Source organism: Arthrobacter sp. Y3221048 (genome assembly GCF_059092685.1).
The window spans coordinates 671,093-692,443 of record NZ_JBNHHX010000001.1; the positions used below are offsets into that span (position 1 = coordinate 671,093).

At 67.4% G+C, this 21,351-nt stretch carries 23 protein-coding genes and 1 pseudogene; 19 read left to right on the forward strand and 5 right to left on the reverse strand.

Going from position 1 to position 21,351, the window contains the following annotated elements; genetic code table 11:
- Nucleotides 1-20: 20 nt before the first annotated feature.
- The 4 genes from AC5RVS_RS03115 (at nucleotide 21) to AC5RVS_RS03130 (ending at nucleotide 4,165) form a co-directional block, all read left to right on the forward strand.
- Nucleotides 21-1,703, forward strand: coding sequence for an ABC-F family ATP-binding cassette domain-containing protein (locus AC5RVS_RS03115; RefSeq protein WP_494107064.1), 1,683 nt, complete (start codon nucleotides 21-23; stop codon nucleotides 1,701-1,703).
- Between the two features lie 103 nt (nucleotides 1,704-1,806).
- The gene (locus AC5RVS_RS03120) at nucleotides 1,807-2,937 is read left to right on the forward strand and encodes an MFS transporter (RefSeq protein ID WP_494107304.1); all 1,131 of its coding nucleotides are present in this window, start codon (nucleotides 1,807-1,809) and stop codon (nucleotides 2,935-2,937) included.
- A 125-nt stretch (nucleotides 2,938-3,062) separates the two neighbouring features.
- Nucleotides 3,063-3,881 carry a class I SAM-dependent methyltransferase gene (locus AC5RVS_RS03125; protein WP_494107065.1) on the forward strand — a complete coding sequence of 273 codons (819 nt, stop codon included), beginning with the start codon at nucleotides 3,063-3,065 and terminating at the stop codon, nucleotides 3,879-3,881.
- 98 nt (nucleotides 3,882-3,979) lie between these two features.
- A complete protein-coding gene (locus AC5RVS_RS03130; RefSeq protein ID WP_494107066.1) occupies nucleotides 3,980-4,165 on the forward strand; it encodes a PspC domain-containing protein in 186 nt (61 codons plus the stop codon).
- A 125-nt stretch (nucleotides 4,166-4,290) separates the two neighbouring features.
- On the opposite strand, the gene AC5RVS_RS03135 is transcribed toward AC5RVS_RS03130, so the two are convergent.
- A complete protein-coding gene (locus AC5RVS_RS03135; RefSeq protein ID WP_494107067.1) occupies nucleotides 4,291-6,039 on the reverse strand; it encodes an L-aspartate oxidase in 1,749 nt (582 codons plus the stop codon).
- Nucleotides 6,040-6,112: 73 nt separating this feature from the next.
- Between AC5RVS_RS03135 and AC5RVS_RS03140 the strand changes: the two genes are divergently transcribed.
- The 5 genes and pseudogenes from AC5RVS_RS03140 to AC5RVS_RS03160 all read left to right on the forward strand — a co-directional run bounded on the left by AC5RVS_RS03140 (nucleotide 6,113) and on the right by AC5RVS_RS03160 (nucleotide 9,474).
- On the forward strand, nucleotides 6,113-7,102 hold the full coding sequence (locus AC5RVS_RS03140) for a LysR family transcriptional regulator (protein ID WP_494107305.1): 990 nt from the start codon (nucleotides 6,113-6,115) through the stop codon (nucleotides 7,100-7,102).
- A gap of 416 nt (nucleotides 7,103-7,518) precedes the next feature.
- The gene (locus AC5RVS_RS03145) at nucleotides 7,519-7,710 is read left to right on the forward strand and encodes a hypothetical protein (RefSeq protein ID WP_494107068.1); all 192 of its coding nucleotides are present in this window, start codon (nucleotides 7,519-7,521) and stop codon (nucleotides 7,708-7,710) included.
- A 173-nt stretch (nucleotides 7,711-7,883) separates the two neighbouring features.
- Nucleotides 7,884-8,090: pseudogene (locus AC5RVS_RS03150) on the forward strand (glycosyltransferase family A protein); the annotation flags it as partial.
- Nucleotides 8,091-8,099: 9 nt separating this feature from the next.
- Nucleotides 8,100-8,285: a PspC domain-containing protein gene (locus AC5RVS_RS03155; protein ID WP_494107069.1), complete on the forward strand. Its 186-nt coding sequence runs from the start codon at nucleotides 8,100-8,102 to the stop codon at nucleotides 8,283-8,285.
- A 502-nt stretch (nucleotides 8,286-8,787) separates the two neighbouring features.
- Nucleotides 8,788-9,474 (forward strand): hypothetical protein, encoded by a 687-nt coding sequence (locus AC5RVS_RS03160; RefSeq protein WP_494107070.1) that lies wholly within the window; start codon nucleotides 8,788-8,790, stop codon nucleotides 9,472-9,474.
- Nucleotides 9,475-9,773: 299 nt separating this feature from the next.
- Here AC5RVS_RS03160 and AC5RVS_RS03165 read toward each other — a convergent pair whose 3' ends face one another.
- Nucleotides 9,774-9,971 (reverse strand): hypothetical protein, encoded by a 198-nt coding sequence (locus tag AC5RVS_RS03165; protein ID WP_494107071.1) that lies wholly within the window; start codon nucleotides 9,969-9,971, stop codon nucleotides 9,774-9,776.
- 325 nt (nucleotides 9,972-10,296) lie between these two features.
- Here AC5RVS_RS03165 and AC5RVS_RS03170 point away from each other — a divergent pair, with 325 nt between their 5' ends.
- The 9 genes from AC5RVS_RS03170 to AC5RVS_RS03210 all read left to right on the forward strand — a co-directional run bounded on the left by AC5RVS_RS03170 (nucleotide 10,297) and on the right by AC5RVS_RS03210 (nucleotide 17,078).
- Nucleotides 10,297-11,283, forward strand: coding sequence for an ABC transporter ATP-binding protein (locus AC5RVS_RS03170; RefSeq protein ID WP_494107072.1), 987 nt, complete (start codon nucleotides 10,297-10,299; stop codon nucleotides 11,281-11,283).
- A gap of 2 nt (nucleotides 11,284-11,285) precedes the next feature.
- Nucleotides 11,286-12,134, forward strand: a complete 849-nt coding sequence (locus AC5RVS_RS03175; RefSeq protein ID WP_494107073.1) for an ABC transporter permease — start codon at nucleotides 11,286-11,288, stop codon at nucleotides 12,132-12,134.
- Nucleotides 12,135-12,153: 19 nt separating this feature from the next.
- Complete coding sequence (locus AC5RVS_RS03180; RefSeq protein WP_494107074.1) at nucleotides 12,154-13,425, forward strand: sensor histidine kinase; 1,272 nt, start codon at nucleotides 12,154-12,156, stop codon at nucleotides 13,423-13,425.
- The gene (locus AC5RVS_RS03185; protein ID WP_494107075.1) at nucleotides 13,418-14,137 is read left to right on the forward strand and encodes a response regulator; all 720 of its coding nucleotides are present in this window, start codon (nucleotides 13,418-13,420) and stop codon (nucleotides 14,135-14,137) included. The genes AC5RVS_RS03180 and AC5RVS_RS03185 overlap by 8 nt, the downstream gene beginning before the upstream one ends.
- Nucleotides 14,138-14,414: 277 nt before the next feature.
- A complete protein-coding gene (gene rpsF, locus AC5RVS_RS03190) occupies nucleotides 14,415-14,720 on the forward strand; it encodes a 30S ribosomal protein S6 (RefSeq protein ID WP_136787676.1) in 306 nt (101 codons plus the stop codon).
- A 94-nt stretch (nucleotides 14,721-14,814) separates the two neighbouring features.
- Nucleotides 14,815-15,387, forward strand: coding sequence for a single-stranded DNA-binding protein (locus AC5RVS_RS03195; protein ID WP_494107076.1), 573 nt, complete (start codon nucleotides 14,815-14,817; stop codon nucleotides 15,385-15,387).
- Between the two features lie 58 nt (nucleotides 15,388-15,445).
- The gene (gene rpsR, locus AC5RVS_RS03200; RefSeq protein ID WP_136787674.1) at nucleotides 15,446-15,685 is read left to right on the forward strand and encodes a 30S ribosomal protein S18; all 240 of its coding nucleotides are present in this window, start codon (nucleotides 15,446-15,448) and stop codon (nucleotides 15,683-15,685) included.
- A gap of 27 nt (nucleotides 15,686-15,712) precedes the next feature.
- Nucleotides 15,713-16,162, forward strand: a complete 450-nt coding sequence (gene rplI, locus AC5RVS_RS03205) for a 50S ribosomal protein L9 (RefSeq protein WP_493988326.1) — start codon at nucleotides 15,713-15,715, stop codon at nucleotides 16,160-16,162.
- A gap of 76 nt (nucleotides 16,163-16,238) precedes the next feature.
- Nucleotides 16,239-17,078: a PhzF family phenazine biosynthesis protein gene (locus tag AC5RVS_RS03210; protein ID WP_494107077.1), complete on the forward strand. Its 840-nt coding sequence runs from the start codon at nucleotides 16,239-16,241 to the stop codon at nucleotides 17,076-17,078.
- A gap of 10 nt (nucleotides 17,079-17,088) precedes the next feature.
- Here AC5RVS_RS03210 and AC5RVS_RS03215 read toward each other — a convergent pair whose 3' ends face one another.
- Nucleotides 17,089-17,526: a DUF1801 domain-containing protein gene (locus AC5RVS_RS03215; protein ID WP_494107078.1), complete on the reverse strand. Its 438-nt coding sequence runs from the start codon at nucleotides 17,524-17,526 to the stop codon at nucleotides 17,089-17,091.
- A 91-nt stretch (nucleotides 17,527-17,617) separates the two neighbouring features.
- The gene (locus tag AC5RVS_RS03220; RefSeq protein WP_494107079.1) at nucleotides 17,618-18,316 is read right to left on the reverse strand and encodes a hypothetical protein; all 699 of its coding nucleotides are present in this window, start codon (nucleotides 18,314-18,316) and stop codon (nucleotides 17,618-17,620) included.
- A gap of 493 nt (nucleotides 18,317-18,809) precedes the next feature.
- Here AC5RVS_RS03220 and dnaB point away from each other — a divergent pair, with 493 nt between their 5' ends.
- On the forward strand, nucleotides 18,810-20,177 hold the full coding sequence (gene dnaB, locus AC5RVS_RS03225; RefSeq protein ID WP_493941666.1) for a replicative DNA helicase: 1,368 nt from the start codon (nucleotides 18,810-18,812) through the stop codon (nucleotides 20,175-20,177).
- A 51-nt stretch (nucleotides 20,178-20,228) separates the two neighbouring features.
- On the opposite strand, the gene AC5RVS_RS03230 is transcribed toward dnaB, so the two are convergent.
- Entirely contained in the window at nucleotides 20,229-21,182 is a 954-nt protein-coding gene (locus AC5RVS_RS03230; RefSeq protein WP_494107080.1) for a M20/M25/M40 family metallo-hydrolase, read from the reverse strand.
- Between the last annotated feature and the right edge of the window lie 169 nt (nucleotides 21,183-21,351).

Genomic DNA, 21,351 nt, shown 5'->3' on the forward strand with positions numbered 1-21,351 from the left:
GACCATGACAGACTGGGTCCGTGGCCCATCTCGACGTCTCCAACATCACCTATTTCCTCTCCGACGGCCGCCAGTTGCTCAACGGCGTCGGCTTTAAGGTCGGCGACGGCGCCAAAACCGCGCTGATCGGACCCAACGGCACCGGCAAGACCACCCTGCTGCGGATCATCGCCGGCGACATTGCCCCGGACGAAGGCGCCGTGGCGCGCTCCGGCGCCATGGGCATCATGCGGCAGTTCGTCGGCCAGGTCCGGGACGGGACCACGGTCCGCGACCTCCTGGTCGGCGCCGCCCCGCCGGCACTCGCCGCCGCGGCACGGGCCGTGGACGAAGCCGAGCTGGCCATGATGGAGCGCGACGACGAGCCCACCCAGATGCGGTATGCGCAGGCGCTCGCGGACTGGGGCGACGCCGGCGGCTACGAGCAGGAGACCGTCTGGGACGAGGTCACCACGGCCGCCCTGGGCGTGCCCTTCGACCGCGCGCAGCACCGCACCGCATCGACCCTGTCCGGCGGCGAACAGAAGCGCCTGGTGCTGGAAGCGCTCTTCGCCGGCCCGGACGAACTGCTGCTGCTGGACGAACCGGACAACTATCTGGACGTGCCCGGCAAGCGCTGGCTGGAAGAAAAGCTGCGGGAATCCCGGAAATCAGTGCTGTTCGTCAGCCACGACCGTGAACTGCTGGCCAATGCGGCCACTCGGATCGTCACCCTCGAACCCGGCGCCCTCGGGGCCACCGCCTGGGTCCACGGCGGTGGCTTCGAGAGCTACCTGCAGGCCCGGGACGACCGCAACGCCCGCTTCGAAGAACTGCGCAAGCGGTGGGACGAGGAGCACGCCAAGCTCAAAGAGCTGGTGAACATGTACAAGAACAAGGCCGCGTTCCGCTCCGACATGGCCAATCGATACCACGCCGCCACGACCCGGCTGCAAAAGTTCCTCGAGGCCGGTCCGCCGGAGGCCGTGCCGATCGAACAGAACGTGCAGATGCGGCTGAAGGGCGGGCGCACGGCCAAGCGGGCCGTGGTGGCCACCAAGCTGGAGCTGACCGGGCTGATGAAGCCGTTCAGCACCGAGATCTGGTTCGGCGACCGCGTGGGCGTGCTGGGATCCAACGGCTCCGGCAAGTCCCACTTCCTGCGCCTGCTGGCCAGCGGCGGCACCGACCCGGAGAAAGAGCACCTGCCCGTCTCGGAAGTCCGGATCGCCCACGTGCCGCACACCGGCACCGTGAAGCTCGGGGCCAGGATCCGCCCCGGCTTCTTTGCGCAGACCCACATCCGCCCGGACCTGCTGGGCAAGTCCCTGGTGGACATCCTGCACCGCGGCGACGACCACCGCTCCGGCTTGGGGCGCGAAGCCGCGGCCGCCGTCCTGGACCGCTACGGCCTGGCCCGGCAGGCGGAACAGCTGTACGACTCGCTCTCCGGCGGACAGCAGGCACGGCTGCAGATCCTGCTGCTGGAACTTTCCGGTGCCACCCTGCTGCTGCTCGACGAGCCGACGGACAACCTGGACCTGCATTCCGCGGAGGCGCTGGAGAAGGCCATCGACGCGTTCGAGGGCACGGTGCTGGCCGTCACCCACGACCGCTGGTTCGCGCGCAGCTTCGACCGTTTCCTGGTGTTCGGCTCCGACGGCCGGGTCTACGAGAGCGATACCCCGGTGTGGGACGAGGACCGTGTTGTCCGGGAGCGCTGAACCGCCCGGCGTCGAGGGGAACGTCGAGGGGAGCAAGGCCGCGAAGCGCCGCCCCTACGAACCGCCGCGCCCGGTCCGGGCCGCCACCTACGCGACCTTCGCCATCTTCGGGCTCAACGGGCTGGTCTTCGCCAGCTGGGCGGCCCGCATCCCGGCCGCCGCGGCGACGCTGGACATCAGCGCCGGCAGCATCGGCGCGCTGCTGCTGGCCCTCGGCCTCGGCTCGGTCATCTCGCTGCCCCTGGCCGGCCCCCTTGCCGCCAGGATCGGCACGGCCAACAGCGTCCGGGCCGGCGGGCTGATCGCAGCGGTCAGCGCGGCCGGCCTCGCCGCGGCGTTGGCGGCCGGCTCCTTTCCCGCCGCCGCCGCGGCGCTGTTCTGCTACGGCGTGGGCGTGGCCTGGTGGGACGTGGCGCAGAACATCGAAGGCGCCGACGTGGAGCGGAAACTGCTGCGCACCATCATGCCGAAGTTCCACGCCGCCTTCAGCCTGGGCGCGTTCGCAGGCGCCATGATCGGCGCCTGGCTCTCCGTGCTCGGGGTTTCGCTGGCCACCCATCTGGCGGTGCTGTCCGTGGTGGTAGCGGTCGCGACCTGGGTGGTGCCGCGGGCCTTCCTGCCCCACCGCCCCCAGCATGACGACGACGGCGGTGCCCGCCCCGGCCGCTTCGCCGCCTGGCGGGAGCGGCGCACGGTGCTGATCGGCGTCGTCGTCCTCGGGGCAGCCCTGACCGAGGGCGCCGCCAACGACTGGATCGCCCAGGCGACCGTCGTCGGGCTCGGCGCCACCGAAGCGACCGGCGCCGTCATGTTCGGGGTCTTCGTGGCCACCATGACGGTGCTGCGCCTGGCCGGCGGGCGGTTCATCGACCGCTGGGGACGCGTCGCCGTGCTGCGGGTCAGCCTGGGCACGGCACTGGCCGGCCTGCTGCTCTTTGTGCTGGCGCCGAACCTGCCGCTGGCCTTTGCCGGGGCGGTGCTCTGGGGAGCCGGCGCAGCCCTGGGCTTTCCGATGGGCATGTCCGCGGCCGCGGACGACCCGGCCCGGGCCGCGGGACGGGTGTCGGTGGTTTCGACCCTGGGCTATGTGGCGTTCCTGGCCGGACCGCCTTTCCTCGGGTTCCTGGGCGAACAGGTGGGCCTCCGCAACGCCCTGCTGGCCGTGGCCGCGGTGATGGTCGCCTCGCTGCTGACCGCCCCGGCCGCCCGCGAGCAGCGCCGGGCCCGGACCTAGGCGCTTCCGCCCACGGCCTCCACCGGGCGCCCGCGTCCGGATCTTTTGCTGGAAATTTCCCGGGCGCGGACCCATCCTTGAAGAACCCCAAAACGAGGGGCCTTCAATCGCAGGAGCCAATGGCAATGAGCAATCAACCAGACGATTCGGGGATCAAGGCAAAGCACCGGGCCATGTGGGCCCTCGGCGACTATCCCGCCGTCGCTACTGAGGTTATCCCGGCGCTGGGCGCCGCTCTCGTCGGGGCCAGCGGCATTCAGCCCGGTGACCGTGTTCTAGACATTGCGGCCGGTTCCGGCAACGCGGCCATCCCCGCTGCCCAGGCCGGGGCCCAGGTCACCGCGGCGGACCTCACTCCCGAGCTGCTTGAGCAGGGGCGCCGATTGGCCGAAGAGGCAGGGGTTTCCGTGGACTGGCTGGAGGCCGACGCCGAGAACCTCCCGTTCGGGGATGGTACTTTCGATGCCGCGATCTCCTGCGTGGGGATCATGTTCGCCCCCAACCACCAGGCGAGTGCCGACGAACTCGTCCGCGTGCTGCGGCCCGGCGGCACGATCGCCCTCGCCAACTGGACGCCGGAAGGCTTCATTGGCCAGATGTTTGCGACCATGAGGCCTTACGCACCCCCGCCTCCTCCGGGGGCGCAACCCCCGCCGCTCTGGGGCAACCAGCAGCACGTGCTGGACCTGTTCGGGGACCGGGCCACCGACGTCCTCGCCCGGCGGGAAAAGCTGACGGTCGACAGGTTCGCCACCGCCGGGGAGTTCCGCGACTTCTTCAAGGCCCGCTACGGGCCCACTATCAACACGTACAGGTTCATCGCGGACCAACCGGACCGGGTCCAGGCCCTCGATGAGGAACTCGAACAACTGGCCAGCCGGTACGATCTCGGCGGCGGCCGGATGGAATGGGAGTACCTGTTGTTCACGGCCCGCAAGAAGTGACCGTGCTGGAAACATCCGGGAAGCGGGATCGGTACCTCCGGGCCGTTTCCGCCGCGGGATGCTGTTGGGAAAGCGGGTCCGGTTACTAGACTGTGGCCATGGCTGCTGTATTGGTTCGTCCCCGGAACGGCAAGCTGATCGCCGGCGTCTGCGCGGCCCTGGCCGCTCGTTTCGGCCTGCCGAAACTGCTGGTGCGTCTCGCGTTCGTGATTTTCGGACTGGTCGGTATCGGGGAACTGGTGTACATCGCGCTGTGGATCATGATCCCCAAGGCTCAGGTGTAGGCTTCGCCCCGCCGCCCCCGGCATGCCCGAGGCCGGAGGTCCTTGGCGCCTGCCGTCCAGGTCCGTCCCTCGGCACACTCATGCCCCAAAACGCTCCACTGATGACGGCTGACGGCAGGTCAGGGCTACTCGACGAGTTTGCCGGCCATCGAGTCGTCGGCGTCGGCTTGGGCCAGGGACCGGAAGGAGTCCGGGGCAGGGGGCAGGGCCTCAAAGCTGACTCCCTCGCTAGGGGACCAAACGAAGTTGCCCTGCAGTGACGGATCCATCTCGGGGAAGTCCGCACGGTTGTGGCAGCCCCGCGTCTCACGCCGCTCGAGGGCGCACTCGAGCGTGGCCCGGGCCGCGAGGAGCGAGCCCAGCAGGTCGTAGGCGTGCGCCAGGTCGTCGAACCCGGCGATGTCCGGGTGCGCGGTGACGTGCCGCGCGCGTTCTTCGAGGGCGGCGAGCCTGTTCAGGCCGTCCTGCAGCCCCTGCCCGGTGCGCACGACGCCGGCGTGCTCGGTCATCAGGTTGCGCACTTCGCGCTGCAGCCGCCGGGCTGACTCGGTCCCGCGCTCACTGAGCAGGGTCTGCATCTCGGCGCGGGCGGACTCGACGGCGGAGGGGTCCCGGCGGACAGTGGTGCGGGAGGCGGCGTACTCTGCGGCGTGCCCGCCGGTGATGCGTCCGTAGACTAGCAGCTCGATCAGCGAGTTTCCGCCCAGGCGGTTCGCCCCGTGCAGGCCCGAGGACGCCTCGCCGATGGCGTACAGCCCGTGCACGCCGGTGCCGTGGTCCTCCGGGGCCACCCAAACCCCGCCCATGGAGTAGTGCGCGGTCGGGGCGATCTCCATTTTCGTGGTCGTGATGTCCACCATCTGCAGGTCGATCAAGGTGCGGTAGACCCGGGGCAGCTTCTGCAGGATAACCTCCCGGGGCAGATGGGACACGTCCAGATAGACCCCGCCCTTCTCGGTTCCCCGGCCCGAGGCGATCTCCGTATACCCGGCCAGGGCCACCCGGTCGCGGGTGGACAGCTCCATGCGCTCGGGATCGTAGCGCTCCATGTAGCGCTCGCCGAGCGCGTTGGTGAGGATGCCGCCTTCGCCGCGTGCTGCCTCGGAGACGAGGGTGCCGGCAGCGTCGTCGGGCTCCAGCAGTCCGGAGGGGTGGAACTGGACCAGCTCGGCGTCCCGGATCCGGGCTCCGGCGAGGGCAGCCAGGCGGAAGGAGTCGCCGGTGTTCTCGTCGCGCCGGGAGGAGGTGTGGCGCCAGATGCGGGTGTGTCCGCCGGCCGCCAGGATCACCGCGTCGGCGTGGATCTGTACGGGCGTGCCGTCCACGACGTCGAACCCGTAGGCGCCGAAGACGGTACCGTCGGCCACCAGCAGGCGGGTGATGTAGATGCTGTCAATGATCTGCACGTTCAGTTCGGCGGCGCGGCGCATCAGGGTGCGCTGGATCTCCAGGCCGGTGTAGTCGCCGGCGTAGGCAGTTCGGCGGTACTTATGGGCGCCGAAGAAGCGCTGGGAAATCCGCCCGTCTTCCTCCCGTGCGAAGGGCATCCCCCACCTCTCCAGGTCCTCGATGCCGCCGGCGGCATTGCGCGCCACGGTCTCCACGATGGCCGGATCGGCCAGGAAATAGGACTCGCGCAAGGTGTCGGCGGCGTGCTGCTGCCAGCTGTCCTCCGGATCCATGGTGGCCAGCGCGGCGTTGATGCCGCCGGCCGCCAGCGTGGTGTGGGCGTCGTGCTTGCGCCGCTTGCCCACCGCCAGCACCTGGACCCCGCGCTGCGCCAGTTCGATCGAGGCGCGCAATCCGGCGCCACCGGTACCGATGACGAGGACAGAGGTGGACAACAGTCGCTCGGGGGCGTGCTTTGTGCTCATATCTCCATGCTAGGAAGGCGGCTATCATGAGTCCAATGCATTGTCTGGATAGAACTGATGCGAAAAGGCTATGATGAAACTCGAGCAATTGTCGTCCTTTGAGGCCGTGGCCCGGAACGGCCACTTCACCCGTGCCGCCGAGGAGCTCTTCCTCGCCCAGCCGTCCCTGAGCCGGCAGATCGCCGCGCTGGAGGCCGACGTCGGCACCAAACTCTTTCGCCGCGGACCGGCCGGGGTGACGCTGACCGACGCAGGCGAGGTGCTGTTGCCCATCGCGCGGCGGATGCTGGGTGACGCGCGGTTCGCCCGCGAGCAGATGGATGAACTGGCCGGGCTTCGGCGCGGCCACGTCCGGCTCGGCGCCCCGCCTACCCTCTGCGTCTCACTGGTTGCCGACGTGCTGGCGGCCTTCCGGGCCGCGCATCCAGGAGTGGATCTGCACATCACCGAGGGCGGCTCGCGCTCCCTGGTGGACGCTTTGAACGAGAACGCACTGGACCTTGCCTTGATGGTCACCCGCGGGTCCGAACCATCCGTACCCGGCACCGAGCTGATCCCCCTGCTTTCCGAGGAACTGGTGGTGATCTCAGCCGCAGGCTCCCCGATGCCAGGACACGGGCAGGAGCAACGGGGTGAAAGCCCGACCCGGGCCGAGCTCACCCTGGCGGAACTGGCGGAGATCCCCCAAGTCGCGTTCAACCGCAGCTACGACCTGCGCGTGGCCACGGACGCGGCATTCTCCGCTGCAGGACTTACCCCGACGATCGCCGTCGAGGGCGCCGAAATGGACGCAGTGCTCCGATTCGTGGAACGGGGGCTGGGGGTGGCCGTGGTTCCGGCCATGGTGGTCATCGACCGCCCCACGCTGGACAGCACCCGCCTGGTGAGCCCCCAGCTGACCCGAACTGTCAACCTCGCCCGGCGTACCGACGTCCCACCCTCGGCCGCGGCAGCGGCCATGCAACAGTTCGTCTTCGAAACCGTGGACCGACTCGCCGCGCCAGGCACCGACCTCTCGCGACTCGTGACCGTGACACCACGAGAGACAGGGAGAGGCCGCTAGGGCCGGACAGGAGCACGTAGCGTCATCCGTAAGGACGATCCGGCCGGACGCGAAGATCATCCCGCAGTGCGGTGTGCGGCCGGCCGGCACTCCGTAACGTATTCATTGGCCCCGGGACTCCGGGCGCTACTCCAGTGCTCGGCGCAATAGACGCGCCCGCGCCTGATTCGCTACAGGAGAAGAAGTCGCAGCCGCGCAAACCCGCTGCGGATCGCCCGGTCGAAATGACGGTGCAGTAGACTCCATGTTGATGCCTTGGAAGGCGACTCAGTCGGTGACACGCCCGGCGCGTTCGGATCGGCGACCACCGCCGGTTCCAGTGCCACAGCCGTACCCAGTACCGCCGCTTCGGACATTCGAGACCTCGGAGTTCACGACGCGTATACCGCCCGCGTGGACGTCGGGGGTCGTCCTTCGTGCCGGGAAAGGTCACCATCGGCGGATCGCCGTGGGAGGTGGCGCTGCTGCCCGGCTCGATTCGACCGTTTGCACGAAAACTGTATGCGGCGAATCGCAGCGGCATCGTTGCGCAGAGTGATGAGGATCGGGAGGCCTCGATCTACCTGCTCGACCGGGGCATCGCGGACCCGCTTCCTATCGAGGCCTGAGGCGTCGACGATGTCGAGATCGTGATTCCCGTACACGGCGGTGCTCGGCCGCTCGAGCGGTGCCTCGCCTCGCTTGCCGACGCTGGACTCCCCATCACCGTCGTCGACGATGCGTCGTTTCGCTCCGACGCAGCGCGCATTGAGCAGGTTGCCCAGGCGGCTGGTGCGCGCGACTCGTCGTACGGAAGAATAACGGCGGACCGGGTGGGGCGAGAAACACCGGTTTCGAGGCGACGACGGCGCCGTTTGTCGCCTACCTCGATGCTGACGCCATCGCAAGTCCAGACTGGGTTGCTAAGCTGCGCCCGCTCTTCGACGACCCCCTCGTCGGCGCGGTCGCTCGCCGCTGGATGCTGTTCGGGAAGCGGCGCCGGTTCTAGACTGTGGCCATGGCTGCTGCATTGGTTCGTCCCCGGAACGGCAAACTGATTGCCGGTGTCTGCGCGGCCCTGGCCGCCCGTTTCGGCCTTCCGAAAGTGCTCGTGCGTCTCGCGTTCATTATTTTCGGACTGGTCGGTATCGGGGAGTTGGTTTACATCGCGCTGTGGATCATGATCCCCAAGGCTCCGGTGTAGGCTCCGGGCCGCTGCCCCCGCCTCAGCAGCGCGGCGTTGGCGGTGCCGTGCTCGATAGCCCGCCCGAAGATATCCGCACGCGTGCCATGCGTTGCTCACGTCAGCCTCACCGCAGACCCAACTGGCCGCAGACTCTACGAATCACGCGGCTTTGCGGACCTCGGAGCCGCTGCAAACGCCATGCACCTTCACACCGGACGAGGGAGTTCCAGCGGGCCTCAAGGGCGGGTGCGAAACGGGTTGCCCGGCCCGGCTGGACAGCAAGCAATCGTGAGCACACGTTCGTTTGGCTCATGCTGCGAGAGTCTCCTCGTCGTGGCCGGCACGGTTGCCGATCGCCCCGTCCCTCTCACCCCTCGCTCCGGCCGGAAAGACGCAGCCCCGCAGATGAAAATCCGGAAGATTCCAATCCGTAGGCTGCATCACTGCGAATACCCGTTGTAAGACGGGCGACGCTACTCCGATTTGCCGTAGAGAGCCCGAGATTATTTCAGGAGCCATCATGCGTAAAACAGCCGGATTCGCAGGGGCCGCGGCGGCCGCCTTGGTGCTGCTGGGGGCCGGAGGGGCTTCCGCCTCCTCTGGCCCGCAGCCCGATTGGGGAGGCAACAACCACCACCACCGGGATGCGGGGCGGACTTTCGTCGCTCACCTGAAGCCCTTGAACGCAGGCGAACACACCGTGGCCGAGAAGACCTACACCATTCCCTCCACCCAGGGAACCGCGGTGGTGAGGGTCAAGGGCGACGATGTGAGCGTGACGATCAAGGTCCGGGGCGTCACCGCTAAGACACTGCACCCGCAGCACATCCACGCAGGCGAGAAGTGCCCGAACGCTTCGGACGACAAAAACCGCGACGGCTTCGTGGATGTCATCGAGGGCCTGCCGAAGTACGGACCCATCCTTGTTTCCCTGGACAGCGAGCTTGACAGCTTCGCGCCGTCGCTGGACTTCCCCGTCGCCGATGCGAAGGGCCGGTACCGGTACCACGAGCACGCCTCCAAGTCGCACCTGCAGGCAGAGTTGAAGGAGGCACTGAAGCTGGGCACCCGTCACGTGGTGATCCACGGCATCAACCCGGACGCGCGGGTGAATCCGCTCCCGGCGTCTGTGGCCTCCCTGCCGGGGCTGCCGGCGTGGGCGACACTTCCGGTCGCGTGCGGCGAGTTGGACCGGGCCCACCACTGATACGGCCTGCCGTGGTCATCGAAAGGAACGACAGCGGTTGACGCGTCGCAGAGGGTGCGGGTCCCGGCCTTGAGGTCCGGGGCCCGTCCTCTCTGGCGTCCAACGTGCCGTCAATATCTGTGCACGACCCTGCGGCAGGTCCATCTGCAATCGGGTCTGCAGACCTGGATCGTGAGGGAAGCAGCGGGCAGGCGAGAGGTCCGGCTCCTCGGTCCTGCGAAAGAGTCAGCCATGGCAGGAACAGTCGAGGCGACCTTCGAGCGGCCCGGCACGTAAATCTATGTGCGGTGCTTGTCCCTTTAAACCCCTTCGCGGCGGGCATCGGCCCAGTTCTCGGCGGCTGCCAGATGCCGCCGCGCCGCGGCCACCACCGCATCAGGCTGGGGATAGCGCCAGGTCCGCTCAAGCTCGGCGAGTGTTTCTACGGCAGCGCGCCGTGCAAGAGCCAATACCATCGAATCGCCGGTGGCAATTCTGATATCCGGTGTCTCGCTCATGCCATGTATTCGAGACCGGCGGCCGCACGGATTGGGCGTCTTGCAACCTGGGCGGCGGTGCATGAATCGCCCCGCCACACCATGCCCGTCTCGCATACACCCTGGTAGGCGATCTATTGATGTTGAAGTTTGCGTTGGAGGCGGAGAGGCAGGGCAGCATGTTCAATGGCCGGTAGCTCACCGGCGGATAGCGTCATCCGTAAGGACGACCCGGCCGGACGCGAAGATCATCCCGCAGTGCGGTGTGCGGCCGGCCGGCAATCCGTAACGTATTCCTTGGCCCCGGGAATCCGGGCGCTCCTCCAATCCACGAAGGACGGTTCAGATGATCGAGGCACAGGGCCTGGTCAAGGTCTACGGAAACAAACCGGCAGTGCAGGGCGTCTCCTTCACCGTGCAGCCGGGCCGGGTGACCGGTTTCCTGGGGCCGAACGGCGCCGGCAAGTCCACGACCATGCGCATGATCATGGGACTGGACCGTCCCACCTCGGGTGACGTCCTGGTCAACGGCAAGCACTACGCCAAGCACCGGGCACCGCTGCGCGAAGTCGGCGCCCTGCTGGACGCCAAGGCGGTGCACACCTCCCGGACCGCGTACAACCACCTCCGGGCCATGGCCGCGACCCACAGCATCCCCACCAAGCGGGTGCGCGACGTGATCGAGCTGACCGGCCTCGGGGCCGTGGCCAAGAAGCGCGTCGGCGGCTTCTCGCTGGGCATGGGGCAGCGGCTGGGCATCGCGGCCGCCCTGCTCGGCGATCCGCAGACCATCATTCTGGACGAACCGGTGAACGGGCTGGACCCGGAAGGCGTCCTCTGGGTGCGCAACCTGGTCAAGACACTCGCCGCGGAGGGCCGGACGGTGTTCCTCTCCTCGCACCTGATGAGCGAAATGTCGCTGACCGCCGACCACCTGATCGTCATCGGGCGCGGCCGGATCATCGCCGATGCGCCCATCCAGGACATCCTCAACAACCGGGCCCAGCGGGTGCGCGTACGCACCGACCGGCCCGACGTCCTCACCCGCGCGCTGGCCGGGGAAGGGGTCACCGTTGAAGCCCGCGAGCCGGAACTGCTGGAGGTCAGCGGCGTCCCCGCGCGGGCCATCGCCGAGACGGCCCTCGCCCAGCAGGTGCTCGTCTACGAGCTGACCCCGCTGCAGGCGTCCTTGGAGGAGGCCTACATGGACCTGACCAAGGACGAAGTCGAATACCACTCCGGCCCGGTGGCCGATGTACACGAAAATGCCGGCAGCGCAGGGTCGGGACGGCACGCTGCCGTCGCCGCCGGCGTCGGCCAGGAAGGAAAGTGACCATGAGCGCTGCAACCCTGACCCCGCAGGCCGGCCGTGTCACCGGCCCCGGCGTGAGCTTCCCCCGGACGTTGAAGAGCGAGTGGATCAAGTTCACCACGTTGCGCTCCACCTGGGTGCTGCTGGTCACCACCGTCGTGGTGATGGTCGGCATCGGGCTGCTCGGCGGCTGGGGCGTCGCCACCGGCATGGAGCAGATGGAGGCCGCCGGCCAGGATCCGGCCGCCGCCGGCATGGATGAGTCCATCCTCTACCTCATGACCAGCGGCGGGATCGACTTCGGCCAGCTGATCATCGGGTCACTGGGCGTGCTTCTGATCGCCTCCGAATACTCCACCGGCATGATCCGCTCGACCATGACGGCCGTGCCGTCCCGGTTGTCGCCGCTGTTCGCCAAGGCGCTGGTCGTCGCCGTCGTCGCGGCCGTCGTCGGAATCGCTTCCAGCTTTGCCACCTATTTCCTGCTGCAGCCGATCCTGGCCAATTACGGCAGGGAATTCGGCCTGGACGTGGAAAACCTGGTCCAGTCGATGCTGCTGTCCGGCCTTTACCTGGCGGTGGTGGCGCTGATGGCGCTGGCGCTCGGATCCTTGCTGCGCAACAGCGCCGGCGGCATCGTCACGCTGGTCGTGCTGCTGCTGGTGCTGCCGATCGTCGCCCAGATCATCCCCTTCGACTGGGTGCAGGACGGCGTGATGCCCTACCTGCCCTCCAACGCGGGACGCCAAATGCTCATGCTCGAGACCGCCGAGGGCGACTTGACCCAGTGGCAGGGCGGGCTGGTGATGGCCGCCTGGGCCGCAGTGCTGCTGGCCGGGGCGGCCGTGACCACCAAGACGCGGGACGTCTAGGCGCGGCCGGGCTCGACGCGTGTCTCATCAAGCCTCGGTGAAGGAGGCGGCGGAACGAACGGCCGCCGTCTCCTTCACCGAAATATCGTCCAGGCGCCGGGGCCCGATCCGGCGCTACTTCCATACCCACCCCGTGGTCACGGACTGGGCGCTGGTCGTGATCCACGTGCTGTTCGGGCTGCCCAATGCCCTGACCACCGCGCTCGACGGCGAATGGCCGCCCCTGATGCTGCTGTTGGCCGGCGGGGCCGCGCTGGTCTGGCGGCGCCGGGCGCCGCTGCTGGTGCTCGCGGCCATTGCCGTGGTGGACATGCTGATCGTGGTTCTGACCAGCACCGGCAGCGGTTCGCTCGCCATGTGGTTTGCCGTCTACACGGTCGCGACCACCCGGCCGGCCGTCCGCTCCCTTGCCGCGGCGGTGCTGGCGGCCCTGCCCATGATCGCGGCGATGGCGGTCCGGATGCCGCCGGAGATCGCCAAGCAAATAGCCGCCGGCGCTGTTCCGGGATACGTGGGGCTGGTGTCCGGCCTGGTGCTGATCCTGGCGAACATTATCGCCGCGGGCATCGGTGTCACCGTGCGCCGGGACCGGCTCCATGATGCCGAGTTGCAGAGCTGGGCGGACGACAACGCCCGGCTGGCGTCCGCGACCGAACGGACCCGGATCGCCCGGGAGATGCATGACGTGGTCGCGCACTCGCTCTCGGTGATGATCGCCCTCTCGGATGGCGCCGCCGTCGTGGTCCGCAAGGACCCGGAACGCGCCGGCGAGGTTTTGGACCAGCTCTCCGCCACCGGCCGGTCGGCGCTGGCCGACATGCGCAGGGTGCTGGGCGTGCTGCGCGGCGGGAACGGTGCCGACGACGCTGCCCCGCTGGCGCCGGCACCGGCCGGGGATCAGCTGACCGGCCTGCTGGACGGCTTCCGGGCCGCCGGCCTGCCGCTGCGCACGGTGATGGCCGGGCCGCCACTCCCGGAAGACCAGAATTTCCGGCTCATCGTCTTCCGCATCGTGCAGGAGTCGCTGACCAACGTGCTGCGCTACGCCAAGGACGTGACCCGGGTGGATGTTGCCCTGGTACGGGACGGCGACGCCGTCCACATCACGGTGGCCGACGACGGCCGGCAGGTCGGCCCGGCCGACTCGCTCGGGGCCGGGCAGGGCATTCCGGGCATGCGCGAGCGGGCCGCCGTCTACGGCGGCCGCGTTGCCAGCGGTCCGCGGTCCGGCGGTGGTTGGATGGTGGAGGCAACACTGTATTGGCCCGGAGAGGAAAACGAGAGTGTCTGAGAGCACGGACGGCAGCGAGGCCGGGCCGGTAAGGGTGCTGCTGGTGGACGACCAGCCGCTGCTGCGGATGGGCTTCAAGCTCATCCTGGAGGGCGAAGACGACGTCGCGGTGGTGGGGGAGGCGTCCGACGGCGCCGAGGCGCTGGAGTTGGCGCGGTCGCTCTCCCCGGACGTGGTGCTGATGGACGTCCGGATGCCGGTCATGGACGGAATCGAAGCCACCCGGCAGATCGTCGCCGCCGGGCTGTGCGCGCGAGTGATCATCCTGACGACCTTCGACCTGGACGAGTATGCCTTTGCCGGGCTGCAGGCCGGGGCCAGTGCCTTCCTGCTCAAGGACGTGGCACCGGCGGAACTGGTCCAGGCGGTGCGCCTGGTCTCCACCGGCGACGCCGTGGTGGCGCCGCGGGTGACGGCGCGCCTGCTGGAGACCTATGTGCGCGGCCTGGCCCCGGGCGGCAGCCCGGCGGCGCCGCCGCAGCGCGACCCGTTGCTGGATGACCTGACGCCGCGTGAACTGGAAGTGCTGCGGACCATCGCGGAGGGTCTTTCCAACGCGGAGATCGCCCACCGGTTCTTCCTCTCGGAGGCAACCGTCAAAACGCACGTGCGGCGGATCCTCGCCAAGCTGCACCTGCGCGACCGGGTGCAGGCCGTGGTGTACGCGTACGAGACCGGACTGGTGGTGCCCAGCCTGGGGCTGGACTACTGAGCGCGCCGATCCCAGGGCTGCGTTACTGCCGCCGTGCCTGTGGCGGACAACGCTTCCGGCCGCGCGGGCCTGTGGAGGACAGGTCGGATTAGCGGATTCACGAGCCCGGACCGCCGTCCGGTACCATTGGTAAGTCTGTGCTGTCAGCGCCGGCTGGTATTTCCTGTGACAATAGCCAAAACACACGGAAGTCGCCGCGGTGGCAGGCAGGCAACGCAACAGAACCTCCTGTTACGGAAAGACCGTGACCGCTTAGCCCGAAGGAGGTGGGTTCACAATGCGTGCTTATGAACTGATGGTAATCATCGACCCCGAGGTCGAAGAGCGTACCGTAGAGTCCTCGCTCGACAAGTTCCTCAACGTTGTCCGCAACGATGGTGGAACCATCGACAAGGTGGACATCTGGGGACGCCGCCGGCTCGCCTACGACATCAAGAAGAAGTCCGAAGGCATCTACGCGGTGGTCAACTTCACCGCCACTCCCGCCACTGCTGCTGAGCTTGACCGCCAGCTTGGTCTGAACGAGACCATTCTGCGCACCAAGATCATCCGCCCGGAGGAGCAGAAGATCTCCGCTGAGTAATCAGCTGTGATCGCCGCACCCGTTCCGGGAGCGGCATTGACGAAGACATTCCCGCGCGCCGCCGGCAAGCGGGACTAGGACATCAGGAGGCAACATGGCAGGCGAAACCGTTATCACGCTCGTCGGTAATCTCACCAACGATCCCGAGCTGCGGTTCACCCCGTCCGGGTCCGCGGTAGCGAACTTCACCGTTGCATCCACGCCGCGGACCTTCGACCGCCAGTCCAACGAATGGAAGGACGGGGAAACCCTGTTCCTCCGGGCGTCGGTTTGGCGCGAAGCTGCCGAGAACGTCGCTGAAACCCTGACCAAGGGCATGCGCGTGATCGTTCAGGGCCGGCTGAAGTCCCGTTCGTATGAAACCAAAGAGGGCGAAAAGCGTACCGTCATGGAGCTTGAGGTCGACGAAATCGGCCCCTCGCTGCGCTACGCCTCTGCCAAGGTCACCCGTACCCAGCGCTCCGGCGGTGGCCAGGGCGGCTTCGGCGGTGGCCAGGGCGGTGGCTTTGGCGGCGGCGGCTTCGGCGGAGGCCAGAACCAGGGCGGTTGGGGCGGACAGCAGTCCGGCCAGCAGCCCGCCCCCCAGGACGATCCCTGGGGCGCACCGGCCGGCGGCTCGTCCGGCGGCTGGGGCAACGGTCCGGACTCCAACGAACCTCCCTTCTAAAACAAACCCCATCCCGTGGAAAAGATCCACGGGCTCCACAAGATAAAGGAGCTCCACGATGGCTAAGGCTGAAATTCGTAAGCCCAAACCAAAGTCCAATCCCTTGAAGGCCGCTGACGTCACCGTCATCGACTACAAGGACGTAGCTTTGCTGCGCAAGTTCATCTCTGACCGCGGAAAGATCCGCGCCCGCCGCGTGACTGGCGTCACCGTGCAGGAGCAGCGCAAGATCGCACTGGCAATCAAGAATGCCCGCGAAGTTGCCCTGCTGCCCTACTCCGGCGCTGGCCGCGGCTAAGCGAAGCGAAGAGGAGAGAGTACTGACATGGCAAAGCTCATTCTGACCCACGAAGTGACCGGTCTCGGCACTGCTGGCGATGTCGTCGAGGTAAAGAACGGTTACGCCCGTAACTACCTTCTGCCCCGCGGCTTCGCCCTGACCTGGACCAAGGGCGGCGAGAAGCAGGTGGAGTCCATCAAGGCTGCACGTGCCGCTCGCGAGATCGCATCCCTGGAAGACGCGCAGCAGCTCGCTGCCCAGCTGTCCGCCAAGCCGGTCACGCTGACCGTCAAGGCCGGCGAGTCGGGCCGCCTGTTCGGCACCGTCAAGCAGGCCGACGTGGCTTCCGCTGTCGAGGCCGCCGGCCTCGGCGCCATCGACAAGCGCAAGGTCGAACTGACCGAGCACATCAAGTCGGTGGGCGACTACCAGGCGACCGTGCGTCTGCACGAAGAGGTCTCCGCCGTCATCGACCTCAAGGTCGTTGCTGGCTAACAGCCTCACTGTCGCTGCAGGCCGGGTCCGTTCAGGACCCGGCCTGCAGCGGTTAACGCCCGGTACGCTGTAGGACGTGAGCACACATCAGTTCAGCCAAGTGGACGTCTTTGCAACCGGACCGTGCACGGGCAATCCGCTGGCGGTCGTGTCGGACGCCGGTGATGTGGGCGACGAGCAGATGCAGCGCTTCGCCAACTGGACCAACCTCTCCGAGACCACCTTCCTCCTGCCGCCCGAGAGCGCGGAAGCTGACTACCGGGTCAGGATCTTCACGCCCAGCGGCGAGCTGCCCTTCGCGGGCCATCCCACGCTGGGTACGGCCTACGTCTGGCTGGCCGCGGGCGGGCAGCCGAAGGCCGGGGGAGCGATCGTGCAGGAATGCGGAGCCGGCCTGGTCAAGGTCAAGCACGACGGCGGACGGCTGGCTTTCGCTGCGCCGCCCCGGCGGCGGACCGGGCCGCTCCCCGAGGAGAACGTCGCAAAGATCTGTGCCGCATTGGGGATTGAGCGCGGCGACGTGCTGCGCCACCAGTGGGCGGATAACGGCCCCGAGTGGCAGGCCCTGCAGTTGCGGGACGCCCGGGCCGTCCTCGACGTCGTGCCTGACTATGCCGCCCTGTCACCGCTCGGCGTCGGTCTGATCGGCGCCCATCCCGGCGGCTCCGACGTCGACTTCGAAGTCCGCGGGCTGATGGGCTTCGAGGACCTTCCGGCGGAGGACCCGGCGACCGGCAGCCTGAACGCCGCGCTGGCCCAGTGGCTGATCGACGAGGGCGCGGCACCTGCCGCGTACTCCGTTCGCCAGGGAACGGCGCTCGGCCGGGACGCGCGGGTCTACATCGACTCCGACGGCGGCGATGTCTGGGTCGGCGGGACGGTAGAGACCGTGATCAGCGGGACGGTGGAGCTCTGACCCGGCTGCCCTAACGCTGGCTTTGCAGGGATTCGTGGTCGGTGGTGGTCATGTGCCGGTAGCCGAGCGAGACCAGTTCCCTGAGCACGTCAAGGTCGATGTCTGCGAGCTTGTTGACGTAGAGGCACGAGGCACCGGTTTTGTGCTTGCCCAGGCGCTTCAGCAGCGGCGCGGAGCCCGGCGCGTAGGTCAAGCCGTACAGCGCCAGGTTGGCCTTCCGCGGCGAGAAGCCCACGGCGGCGGCGTCACTCTCGTGGCCGCTGGCGTACTTGTAGTGGTAGCTGCCAAAGCCGATGATCGAGGGGCCCCACATGACCGGCTTTTGCCCGGTAACCTCCCGCATGAGGCTCACCACGGTCTCGCCGTCCCGGCGCCGCACGGGGTGCTCCACTGACGCGAGGAACTCGTCGACGGGTACGTCCGTGGGTGCAGTCTTGTTCTCGGCCATGGGTGAAGTGTTCCAGAAAGCCCTGCCCGCTGCCAGCACCGCCAGCACCCGGGGCCGTTGCGGCGCCGGTCGGGGGCGTGCTGACCCGTAGCTAGGGCTCCTCGTCCGGCTCGATCAAATCCACGAATTCGCGCGCTTCCACCTCGGTCGCTTCCGAGTGCTCCAAGAGCAGCCGGACGGCGCCGTCGCGATCGCCCTCAAGGGCCGCGGTGCGGATGCGCTGAAACACGTCGTCGTTCAGGCGGGTGCTGGCCACCTCCCTGATGGTGTCGCCCTTGGACACGATGGCCCGGTACCGGTATCCGGCCGGCTCGGGAAGGGGTGCGGGAGCGGGCTCCGCCGGCGGCACCACCTCTTCCGCGGGGTATGCGGGGGACTGGGGCTCCTCGTCCTCCGGACGCGTTGGCGGCACCTCCCGGGGTCCCTCGTCGTCCGGGCGCGCCTGGGGCGCCTCCTGGCGGGGTGCCGCGTAGGGCTGCGGGTGCGCGGACATCTGTGCGACGGCGGAGGTAGCCTCCCTGAGCCCCGCACCGGTGGCGGTCCGGTATTCGCGAATTGCAGCAAAAGCTTGCCCCTGCGCAATCAGGGCGTAGACGGCGGTATGTTGCTGCTGGTTCAAACGCCCGCTGGCTGCGGCAGCGGCTTCCTGGGTCGTGGCAGGTGCCGCCCTCGCCGACGATCCGCTCCCCGGGCGGGGCCCGCGCGCTTTATTGCGTGAGACCAACCGCATAATCACCAGGCCGATCACGACCACCAGTACGGCGATGAGCAACGGCACCACAAATTCCATACTTGAATCGTACGTCCCGCACGATGGCCCGCGCGCCAACAGCCTTCGAAAGCGGGCATCACAGCCCTGTAATTCACGGCCTGTGGATAACCGGTGGATAACATTTGCCTTACGCGCCTATTCCGGATCTGTCAACCGCAAAAATGGCCGGAAAATCAACAGTGAACTTCTTTTTGTCCACATCCGGTGGATAGCGTTTCCGCAGGTCAGGGGCATGTTACTCGCGAGTTCAGCATTGTTTCCACAGCTCTGCGCACAGCCTGTGCACAAGACACGCCCACCGATCCACATTTTATCCACAGGGTCAGTGGATAACTCGCTTGGTAGGAAGGGGGAAGGGGGCTACGGTTGCCGGAGTATCCCACTTGGAGCCGCGCGCTTAATGGCAGTCTGCGCGCCCACAACGATCCGACGAAATGGTCCGATCCGGCTGGTAATTCTGAATCCAGGGGGATGCGGTATCCGGTTCGAGGAGCAAAGAAAGCAGGCAGCGGTGTCGTTAGCGCACGCGGATTCGGCAACAGGTCGGGATTCCGAATTCGGCCGCACGCCGCCGCAGGACCTCGTGGCCGAACAGTCGGTTCTGGGCGGCATGATGCTCTCCAAGGACGCCATCGCCGACTGCGTTGAAGTGCTCCGCGGCGTGGACTTTTACCGCCCCGCCCACGAAAGCATCTATGAGGCCATCATCGACCTCTACGGCCGTGGCGAACCGGCCGACGCCGTTACCGTTTCCGACCTGCTGACCAAGCGCGGCGAAATCTCCCGCATCGGCGGGCCCGCCTATCTGCATACCCTGATCCAGTCCGTCCCCACGGCCGCCAACGCGGGCTTTTATGCGGAGATCGTCCGGGAACGTGCCGTGCTCCGGCGCCTGGTCGACGCCGGCACCAAGATCGTCCAGCTGGGTTACTCGCAGGACGGCGAGGTCGACGCCATCGTCAACCAGGCCCAGGCCGAGATCTACGCCGTTGCTGAGCGCCGCACCGCGGAAGACTACGTGCCGCTCAAGGACATCATCGAAGGCACCGTCGACGAGATCGAATCCGCCGGCCACCGCGGCGAAGGCATGACCGGCGTGCCCACCGGCTTCTACGAACTCGACGAGCTCACGCAGGGCCTGCACGGCGGCCAGATGATCGTTATCGCGGCGCGGCCGGCCGTTGGCAAATCCACCTTCGCACTGGATTTTGCGAGGTCTGCCGCGATCAAGAACAACATGACCACGGTCTTCTTCTCCCTGGAAATGGGCCGGAACGAAATCGCCATGCGCCTCCTCTCCGCGGAAGCCACCATCGGGCTACAGGACCTGCGCAAGGGCACCATCAAGGACGAGCAGTGGGGCAAGATTGCCACCACCATGGGCCGGATGAATGATGCGCCCCTGTTCATCGACGACAGCCCCAACATGTCGCTGATGGAAATCCGCGCCAAGTGCCGGCGGCTCAAGCAGCGGCACGACCTGAAGCTGGTGGTGCTCGACTACCTCCAGCTGATGTCCTCCGGCAAGCGCGTCGAATCACGCCAGCAGGAAGTCTCGGAGTTCTCCCGTGCCCTCAAGCTGCTGGCCAAGGAACTCGAAGTCCCCGTCATCGCGCTCTCGCAGCTGAACCGTGGCTCCGAACAGCGTACGGACAAGAAGCCGATGGTGTCCGACCTTCGCGAATCCGGTTCGATCGAGCAGGACGCGGACATGGTGATCCTGCTCCACCGCGAGGACATCTACGACAAGGAATCCCCGCGCGCCGGCGAAGCCGACGTCATCGTTGCCAAGCACCGTAACGGCCCGACCAAGACGATCGTGGTCGGTTTCCAGGGCCACTACTCACGTTTCGCCAACATGGCGGTTGAGCACGGCTAGCAGCTGTAGGGTCTCAGCCCGGTTGTCGTTTTCGACCTAAGGGGAGGGGTTCTACCGGTGCCCTGCTGGCTTGAGGGCGCCGTGGTCGTGGGCCAGGCGGGTGGCGGCGTGGGTGATCGCGTCGGTCATCAGGCTCAGCGCCTCCAGATCGACGTTACTGAGGTCATCGCCTGGCCGGTGATAGTTCGGATCGCAGGGCCGCTTCGCGGTGCCGCCGAACAGGCGGGCCTGCTTGGTGGTTTTCTTCTCGTCGTCTCCGGTGTACAGCCCGCCCACGGCGACACCCTTCTTGACGAACGACAACTGATCCGAGTCCATGTCCCAATCCGTGGCGACCCAGGGCTGGTCGTGGGTGTCGAAGTAGTCCGTGAAGACGTCCATGATCTGAGTCGAACCTTCGGGCACGTCGTGATGGGGCTGGGCGTCCCGTGCGTCGTAGACCCCGACGATGGGGTTGGGCGAGGCGATCATGTCGAAGTTCAAGTAGGCGGCGATCCTGTCGAGTGCCTCGCTGTCGCTCTTGGCCAGGTGCTTGACGTAGTGCCGGGACCCGTACTCCTTCTTGTACTCCTCGGCCCCCCACCAGGCGAAGCGCACCGTGTTGCTAAGGCCCTCCTGCCGGCCGAGCGCTTTGGCGGCCTCCAACACGGCCGCCACCCCGGAGCCGTTGTCATTGATCGCCGGACAGCCCGGCACCCCGTCGAGGTGGGCCCCGAGCATGATCACGTTCTCATCGCTGCCGGATGCGGTCTCGGCGAGGATGTTGAAGGTCTCGATCTGCTCGCCGCGGTGTTTGAAGGTGAAGTACTGGCGCGTGCTGCGATAGCCGGCGCTGGCGAGTTGGCGTTCGACGTACTGGGCCGCGGCCTCGTACCCGGAGGTGCCGGTGGCACGGTCGCCGTGCTCCTCGGCCAGCGCCTGGAACTTCTCCAGGTGCTCGTAGGCGGCGGGAACCTTGCCCGGTGAAATGACGAGACCTGATCTCAGGCGCCGGCTCAGCTTCATATCGTCCCTATCCAGTACGACACGGAGACGGTGGCAGTCTAACCTCCCGGTGCAGGTCAGCGATACTCTGGCGGCCGGTCTGCGGAGGTGAGGATCAAGTCCCCGGACCGTCGGCCCGGCCTTCGCCTGATCCGAAAGTCATCCTCCCGGCGTGTCGCAGTGTCGCCGG